A 7,265-nucleotide genomic window follows, 5' to 3' on the forward strand; every position below is an offset into this window, starting at 1 on the left:
CTACTTGCCCTTCATTCGCAAACCCCCTTTGAGCCTGTCCTTGATCGCGTCCTTCACCGCGTTCCCGGCCGTGTCCATCATCTGACTCTGCACGCGCTCCCTCGACTGTTCGCTGAGCGAGTCGCTCATCTGCCGGGGCAGTCCTGTGGCGGTGTACGCCTCCTCCTGACCGGAGTGGGACATCCTGCCGCGGAAGTACATGGTCTCCTTGAGCTTGCCGGAGACGAGATTGCCGAAATGGCGTTCGTGCGCGTTGAGGGAGAAGTTTCCCTTGGCGCTGGCGCTCTGGAACGCCGCTATCAGATAGTTCATGCCGTGGGTGAGCTCCCTGCGTTCCTTCGTGCCCTCGACGGTCACGGCGTCGAACGGCCTGTCCGGGTCCGCCGCGCCGGGGGAGGAGTCGCCGCGCACGGTCAGCCAGGTGTCGCGCGCGGGATTGGCCGCGCCATCCAGCTTGGACACGAATTCGTCCTGGTTTTCGATGCTCGTCACCCATGTGTCCTTGGGGATGCTGTGGTTGGCAATGGGGGACCCGCAGGTGACGACATGCTGGAAGTTGTACCGGTCCTTGAAATCGGAGGCCAGGACGGCGGAGACGATGCCGCCCTGCGAGTGCCCGATCAGCGTCACCGGCTCGTCCGCTCCGATGCCGGCCTGTTCCATCGCCTCCATGACCATGCGCGCGCTGTCCGCATTCATCCGGCGTTCCTGTTCATCGGACATGAGGTCCGCGTTCTGGGGCCATCCGAACGGCGAATCCGGCTTGCCGTCCGTTCCGGGGATCGTCACGAGCCAGCTGACGCTGCCGTCGGCGTTCTCGAATTTCTGGATGGCGACGGTGCCGTAGCTCAGCCCCGTGCCGTCCTTGCCGTACAGTCGCTCCTGGCCGAGCAGATAGAGGTTGCGCATCGCCTCCTCGATCGTGCGCGGGGCGTCGAGGAACGGCATGTTGGGCTCCACCCGCTCCACGGTGAGTGCGTTGCCCTGGAACAGATCGTATGCCGGCGCACCCAGACGGCTGACGCTTGTCGCCGCCTCGTTGACCTCGTCGGTCGAGAAGATGCCGCCGATCGCGAATTTCCTGCCGAGGGTTGGCAACCCCTTGCCGCTGATCACCGTTCCGAATCCACTGAGCAGTCCCTCCTGCGCCCATCCGGTTTCGGTGAGCCCATACAAGAGGTTGGGACTTCCCTCCTTGATGCTTCCGGCGGTGATGGTGCCCACGCCGAGGATCAAACCCGCTATGGAGGTTTGGGCGGGGTACTTGGAGAACACCAATTGGATGCCCTCCGTGATGAGCCGCTCCGCCGCCCGATCCGCCCAAGAATAGCCCGAATAGACCTCCACCAGTCGCTGGCTGCAGTCCCGGAACCGATTGACCAGCACCGTGTACTGCTCGGATTGCCGCTGGAGTTCCGCGGCGAGGGCGGGGTACAGCACGGTCTCATGCCCCGGCGCGTGCACGCCCAGTGCGGCGGGGCATCCGGGCATCACGGACGCCTGGCACCCGATGTTCGTCCCCTCGGTGCGAAATGCGTATGCCACGATGTCGAGTTCGGCGGCGATCTCCTCAAGGGAGTCCGCTACCGCGGTGAAGGCGTCAAGATCGGCGGACACCATCTTCGGCCCGCCGATGATCTGCGCACTCATCTGCCGATCGCCCATTGCCATCACCCCCAAGCCAGCTGTCGCAGCGTGTCGAATGAGAGCTTGGCGCACATGACGTCGTAATACAGTCCGTGCAGCGTGTCGCGGTAGTGTTCGCCGGCCGGCCCCTCCCAATGCATCGCCTTGGCGGATTCGGAGACGGTCTGCGCCCAGTCGAGCTTCTCCTCGCCTTGGCGGATGAGCCGTTCGACGGTGTTGCGGGTGTCGGGTGCCTTTGCGTGGCACACGCAGTTCTGGGGATCAATCGTTGTGTTCATGCACCCCATCGCACTACGGACGCGTGCGCGGGTCCATTCGGGTGCTGCCTGTGGTCGAATGTGGCTCAGCGGCGCAACGACGCGGAAATCACCATGGTTTGGAGGCGGATTGTTCGCCGGGGGCTGAAGTTGATGTGCTGGACGAGGCACTCGGCGAGGGGGACACCGTGGCGAGCTGCTGGTTCTGCTGGAGCAGCTCGTCCACCTTCTTGCGCTGCTCATCGCTCAGCCCCTGCTCCTCCTGGGACTGCTGCCGGTCGGCGCCCTGCACTTCGGAGCCATCCGTGCCGGTGGTGCCAGTTCCGTTTTGCTGCTGGGCCTTCGCCTCGGCGATCAGGGCCGTCAGCCGTTTGGAGATCTCCGTGTTCGTGTCGATCGGCCCCCGCACGGACGGCAGCAGGACCGGGGCGAGCGCGCCGGCGTCCGCGAATTGCGCGTCGGTCTGCTGCTGCGCGGCGCCCAGACGGTCCAGATCGGCGTCGTCCTTGGATGCGGCCTCGAGATTGCGCATCAGTGATGCGGTTGCCGTGTCGTAGCCGCGCACGGCCAGAACATTCGCCCCGGCCCATCCGGCACCCAATGCCGAGACCGCGGACAGGGCGATCAGGACGGCCCGCACGGCCAAGGGCGCGCGAGGCCGTGCGTCGTTGCGGCGGTTTCCATGCTGTTTGCCGGTCACATGAGCCTCCTTGATGTGGCGAGCCAGGCGCCCGCCTCCCAGATGAGCAGTGCCAGCAGCGCAATGGCGAGCGGCCAGACCACGGGAGCCACGCGCGTGCGCTGCTTGGCGGTGGAGGTGAATCGGTATGCCTTTGACGTCTGCGCGGTGCGCCCCGACGCGACGGTGTGCGTGGCGTCCATGTGCTCGTATCCGCCGCTCAGTTCGTCGGCGATGGCGGTGAGGTTGCTCTCGTCCAGCTTGGAGACGCCCGGCTGCCCGGTCGACGGGTCGATGACCCACTGCCCCTCGCCGCCGTTCTCAGATGAGGGCACGCCGTCCCCGGTGACGGGGATGTTGCCGCCCTGGGCCGACCCAACGCCGAGCACGAAGGCGTCATTGATGTACGCGCGCAGCGAGGAGAACGTGCGGCGGGTCTTGTCGCTGGTCTGTTCGCCGTCGGTGATCAGATACAGCAGGATCGTGTCGTCCGGATGCAGGTCGCGCGCCGCCTTGGCGGACAGGATCAGGCGGTCGATCGGCGCGTCCAGGTTGGAACCGGCGGACACGGACGTCGATTCCGTGCGCAGGGTGTCGGCCCAGTTGTCCACGGCGAGGCCGTCGGGCGTGAGCGGCACGTCGAGGCTGCCGGTGACGCCGAAGCTCACCGCGGCGTAGCTTGCATCGGGGTAGAGGCGTGTGATGTCGTGCACCGCCCTGCGGGCCGCATCCAGCCTGTCGATGGCCTCGGGGGAGCCGTATGCGGCGTCCCGGACCGCCATGGAGCCGGTCACGTCCACGGCGATGAACACGTCGGTGGCGTTCACGGCGCGGCTGGTGGTGGTCACGCGCATGCCCGGGGTCATCACCATCGCCGCGAGCACCAGCGCGATCAGCACGCGGCGCATGCAGGCGATCACGCTCGCGTCGGTGTCGGCACGGTGCCGTGCGAACCAGACGGCGTAGGCCGCGCCGGCAGCCGCCAGCAACGTGGCGAGTATGGGGCCCGCGATCCATCCGAGCGCGGGGGAGAAGGTGAAATCGTTCATCGCCTCAGCCTCCACACCGCCGTCAGATAGCACAGGAACAGCGCCGCGGCGGCCAGCGTGAACCAGCCGGGCGCATCCACCAGACCGGATTGGTCGGGCTGGTCCGTTTCATCCGTGCGACGGCTCTCGATCTGCCTCACCAGCGCGTTCACGCTCTTCCCGGTGCGCTGGGTCAGGAACACGCCTCCATGGGATTCCACCAGCTGGCGCATCTCCTGCGTGGCCTGATCGCCCTCGCTCTGCGTGGGGCCGGAGAACAGGCCGTCCACGGTGATGACGGCCGATTGCGCCAGATCCATCGCCTCGGCCAGCGTGTACGTGGGAGTGCCGGACACCACGTTGTCCGTGGCCAGCACGATCGATGCGCTGCGGCCCGTGGCCTGCGCCGTGGAGGCATCCGACGATGCGGAGAAGCCCGGCAGCATGGCCGCGCAGTTGACCAGGCCGTCGCCGATCAGCGAGGTGGACTGCCTGCGGTTCTGCGTGCCGGCCAGCCAGTCGGACACCTTCTGGTAATCCTGATCGCTCATCTTGTCGATGTCGTCCTGCGTCTGCACGCCCCGCAGCAGATCGTTCGCCTCGCCCAGCTGCGACTTGACCAGCTCATAGTCGTCCGTCAGGGGGAACACCGTGCGCGACGTGGAATTGAAGATGCTCAGGCCGATGCGCTCGCCCTGGAAGCGATCCACCAGCTGAAGGTACGACGCGATCACCTCGCGGTCGTACGGCAGGGTGGAACCGGACACGTCGAGGCACAGTACGATGTCCCGCGTTTCTCCTCGTTCGGCGGAGACATCCACGGTCGAAGGCCGCCCGGCCAGCAGAGCGGCCACCAGCAGGCACAGCGCGAGCAGCACGGCCGCGACCCTGCTCCACAGCCTCCACAGCCGGAAGGCGCGCGACGCCTGTTCGCCGGCCAGATCCTCGTCCAGACTCCACACCTCCACGGCATCGTCTGCCGGACCGTTCCCGTTGGAGGGGCCCCTCCGTCCCGCCTTCGCATCCCGCCTGCCCAGCACGATCGCCACGACGGCGATCACCGCCACGGCGGCCAGCACGCCAGCGGGCACGGCCCACGGCCACCGCCATTGCAACACACCCATCAGCGCCACCTATCCACAAGATTCGACACCCATCCGGCCGCTTCGGCCACGCCGGTCCGTCCCGCCTGCGCGTTGGCCAGCCCGTCCGCGAACTCGGGCGGGTACAGGGCTGCGATGGTCTGCCGCAGCAGATCCACGTCGCCATCGCCGCGCGAGGCCCGCGGCACGCGCGAGAAATCGGACAGCGTGTGCGCGCGCATGTCCTGGCCGGTCGCCTCCGAGGCGAAGGCCCGCACAATGGCGGCGAGCTCGGCGAAGGCCTCCGGGCGCCCGATCGCGCCGGCCTCGTACCGTGCCACCACATCGTCGACGCGCCGATGCCATCTGGCGGAATCGGCGGCCGTGGCATGAGCGCCGCGCGGGGCGGCCGGCGTGCGGCGCGGACGGGACAGGACAATCGCCGCCGCGGCCAGCGCCACGCACAGCACGCACGCCACGGCGATCGCGACGATCAGCGCCGTCGGCACGCCCATTGGCGCCAGCGGATTCAGGGAGGACACATCCAATGCGAGGATCATCGGCCGACCCCTCCCTGCCGGTATGCGGTGCGCGCCAGCGCCCCGGACACCAGGGCGACGAAGGCGTTGAACATGTCCTCGCTCGATTCGGCGCGAACCATCGTGGAGCCGCACCGGGCGAGCTCCCGGTTCAGCGAGGCCGCCACATAGGCGCGATGCGTATCCACCTCGCGCGCGTTGGCGGCGCTGGCCAGAAACGCGGGCAGCGCACGGCGGTCCGGCGCGTCCAGAACCCTTCGCCCGGCGCGACGGACGGCGAACGGATTGGCCACGGCCACGTCGACCACCACCAGCGGATGGGTCTGCGCCAGCATCCGGATGACCTCCACATGGCGCTCGGCCAAGGCGGTCTCGTCGGTCGCTATCACCAGCAGGCAGGAGCGGTCGCGGAGCCTGCGCGCGTAGTCCAGCAGCGCGTCCAGATGGCGGGGCTGGTCCCACCGGCGGTCCAGCGCATGGTCCAGCACATGCTCGAAGCGCGCGAACCCCCCGTTGAACGGCACGCGCGTGATGGATCCGGAATCGCCGAAGACCAGGGAGATGTCGTCGGAGCGCCGCAGCGACAGCGCCGCGAACATGCGCAGCGCATTCGCGGCGACCTCATACGCGCGTTCGCCGTTCGCGCAGCCGCCGGCCATCTCGCGGCCCACGTCCATGAGCATCCACACGCGGCTGGTGGCCCGGCGCTCCTTGTCGACGATCATCGGCCGGCCCGAGCGGGCGCTGGTCTTCCAGTCGATCAGACGGGCCTCGTCGCCGGACTCGTAGGGGCGGATGTCCATGAACTCGTCGCCGCCGCCAGCGCGATGCGAGGTGTGCTCGCCCTCCAGGACCCCCAGCGCACGGGTGACGGTCGGCAGCGTGAGCTTGGTGCCCAGCGCCTCGATCTTCCTGCGGATGCGCAGCTGGTCGCCGGACTTCGCGGTTCCACCGATCATGGAACGGGAACCGCCTTGACGACGTTGTCGATGACCTGATCGCTGGAGACCCCGTCCGCCAGCGCCTCGAACGTGAGGATCACGCGGTGGCGCAGCACCTCATGGGCCCACGCCCGCACGTCCTCGGGGATCACGTAGTCGCGGCCGGCCAGCAGCGCGTTCGCCTGTCCGATGCGCGTCAGCGCGATGGATGCTCGTGGGCTTGCGCCCAGGCGCACCAGCGAGGAAAGGCCCTGCAGGGGATGCGATCCGGCGCCGCGCGTCGTGGCCGCCAGATCCACCGCGTAGCCCATGATCGCGTCGGACACGTGCACCTTTCTGGCCGCCGCGCGCAGGAACTCCACATCGCGCACGGAGATGCGGTCCTGGTCGAGCGCGGCGTAGTCCGGCGTGTCCGAGCCGCGGCGGGTGAGCAGCTTGAGCATGTCCGCCTCCTCGGCGGCGCTTGGGTAGGACATGACCGCCTTCATGGTGAATCGGTCCATCTGCGCCTCGGGCAGGTTGTACGTGCCCTCCTCCTCGATGGGGTTCTGCGTGGCGATCACCATGAACGGGCGGGGCAGGGCGATGCGCTCGCCGCCGATGGTGGTCGCGCCCTCCGCCATGGCCTCGAGCATGGCCGACTGGGTCTTCGCGTTGGAGCGGTTGATCTCGTCCAACAGCACGAAGTTCGCGTGGATCGGACCGATGCGCGTGGCGAACTTCTGGGTGGCGAAGTCGAACACCTGCGTGCCCACCAGGTCCGAGGGCATGAGATCGGGCGTGCACTGAACGCGCTTGAACGTGCCCGAAACGGAGGTGGCGAGGGTCTGCGCGGCGGTGGTCTTGGCCAGGCCCGGCACCGACTCGATGAGGATGTGCCCGCCGGCGACCATGGTCGTGATCAGGGATTCCCTCAGGTTCCCCTGCCCGACCAGCGTTCTGGCGAAACGGGCGCGGATGCGGTCCGCCAGCTGCCGCGCCCGCTGCACGTCCTCGGGCCCCAGCGAGACGGGGGCCGGGGAAGGGCAGCTGGCGCTGCTCCCCCTCTGACCCAGCCGACGCCGGGTGCGAGTGGTTCTGGTTGGGCCGCGT

8 protein-coding genes are annotated in these 7,265 nt (G+C 68.1%); all 8 read right to left on the reverse strand.

What is annotated here, in order from left to right; genetic code table 11:
* Positions 1–1,650 (reverse strand): alpha/beta hydrolase, encoded by a 1,650-nt coding sequence (locus EMO90_RS02665; RefSeq protein WP_150353258.1) that lies wholly within the window; start codon positions 1,648–1,650, stop codon positions 1–3.
* A 20-nt stretch (positions 1,651–1,670) separates the two neighbouring features.
* Positions 1,671–1,925 carry a hypothetical protein gene (locus EMO90_RS02670; protein WP_150353257.1) on the reverse strand — a complete coding sequence of 85 codons (255 nt, stop codon included), beginning with the start codon at positions 1,923–1,925 and terminating at the stop codon, positions 1,671–1,673.
* Between the two features lie 88 nt (positions 1,926–2,013).
* On the reverse strand, positions 2,014–2,604 hold the full coding sequence (locus EMO90_RS02675) for a DUF6466 family protein (protein WP_150353256.1): 591 nt from the start codon (positions 2,602–2,604) through the stop codon (positions 2,014–2,016).
* Positions 2,601–3,632: a vWA domain-containing protein gene (locus EMO90_RS02680; protein ID WP_150353255.1), complete on the reverse strand. Its 1,032-nt coding sequence runs from the start codon at positions 3,630–3,632 to the stop codon at positions 2,601–2,603. Before EMO90_RS02680 ends, EMO90_RS02675 begins: the two co-directional genes overlap by 4 nt.
* Positions 3,629–4,735: a vWA domain-containing protein gene (locus EMO90_RS02685; RefSeq protein ID WP_150353254.1), complete on the reverse strand. Its 1,107-nt coding sequence runs from the start codon at positions 4,733–4,735 to the stop codon at positions 3,629–3,631. The genes EMO90_RS02680 and EMO90_RS02685 overlap by 4 nt, the downstream gene beginning before the upstream one ends.
* A complete protein-coding gene (locus tag EMO90_RS02690) occupies positions 4,735–5,253 on the reverse strand; it encodes a hypothetical protein (RefSeq protein ID WP_150353253.1) in 519 nt (172 codons plus the stop codon). The genes EMO90_RS02685 and EMO90_RS02690 overlap by 1 nt, the downstream gene beginning before the upstream one ends.
* Positions 5,250–6,191: a DUF58 domain-containing protein gene (locus tag EMO90_RS02695; protein ID WP_150353252.1), complete on the reverse strand. Its 942-nt coding sequence runs from the start codon at positions 6,189–6,191 to the stop codon at positions 5,250–5,252. The genes EMO90_RS02690 and EMO90_RS02695 overlap by 4 nt, the downstream gene beginning before the upstream one ends.
* A complete protein-coding gene (locus tag EMO90_RS02700) occupies positions 6,188–7,228 on the reverse strand; it encodes an AAA family ATPase (protein WP_150394982.1) in 1,041 nt (346 codons plus the stop codon). The genes EMO90_RS02695 and EMO90_RS02700 overlap by 4 nt, the downstream gene beginning before the upstream one ends.
* Positions 7,229–7,265 lie beyond the last annotated feature (37 nt).

The organism is Bifidobacterium vespertilionis (assembly GCF_008698145.1).
GTDB classification, from domain to species: Bacteria; Actinomycetota; Actinomycetes; order Actinomycetales; family Bifidobacteriaceae; genus Bifidobacterium; species Bifidobacterium vespertilionis.

What these genes read in the sequence shown, in the direction of transcription:
- EMO90_RS02665 (WP_150353258.1), bottom strand. Translation starts at nt 1,650, where the DNA reads ATGAGTGCGCAGATCATCGGCGGGCCGAAGATGGTGTCCGCCGATCTT.
- EMO90_RS02670 (WP_150353257.1), bottom strand. Translation starts at nt 1,925, where the DNA reads ATGAACACAACGATTGATCCCCAGAACTGCGTGTGCCACGCAAAGGCA.
- EMO90_RS02680 (WP_150353255.1), bottom strand. Translation starts at nt 3,632, where the DNA reads ATGAACGATTTCACCTTCTCCCCCGCGCTCGGATGGATCGCGGGCCCC.
- EMO90_RS02685 (WP_150353254.1), bottom strand. Translation starts at nt 4,735, where the DNA reads ATGGGTGTGTTGCAATGGCGGTGGCCGTGGGCCGTGCCCGCTGGCGTG.
- EMO90_RS02690 (WP_150353253.1), bottom strand. Translation starts at nt 5,253, where the DNA reads ATGATCCTCGCATTGGATGTGTCCTCCCTGAATCCGCTGGCGCCAATG.
- EMO90_RS02695 (WP_150353252.1), bottom strand. Translation starts at nt 6,191, where the DNA reads ATGATCGGTGGAACCGCGAAGTCCGGCGACCAGCTGCGCATCCGCAGG.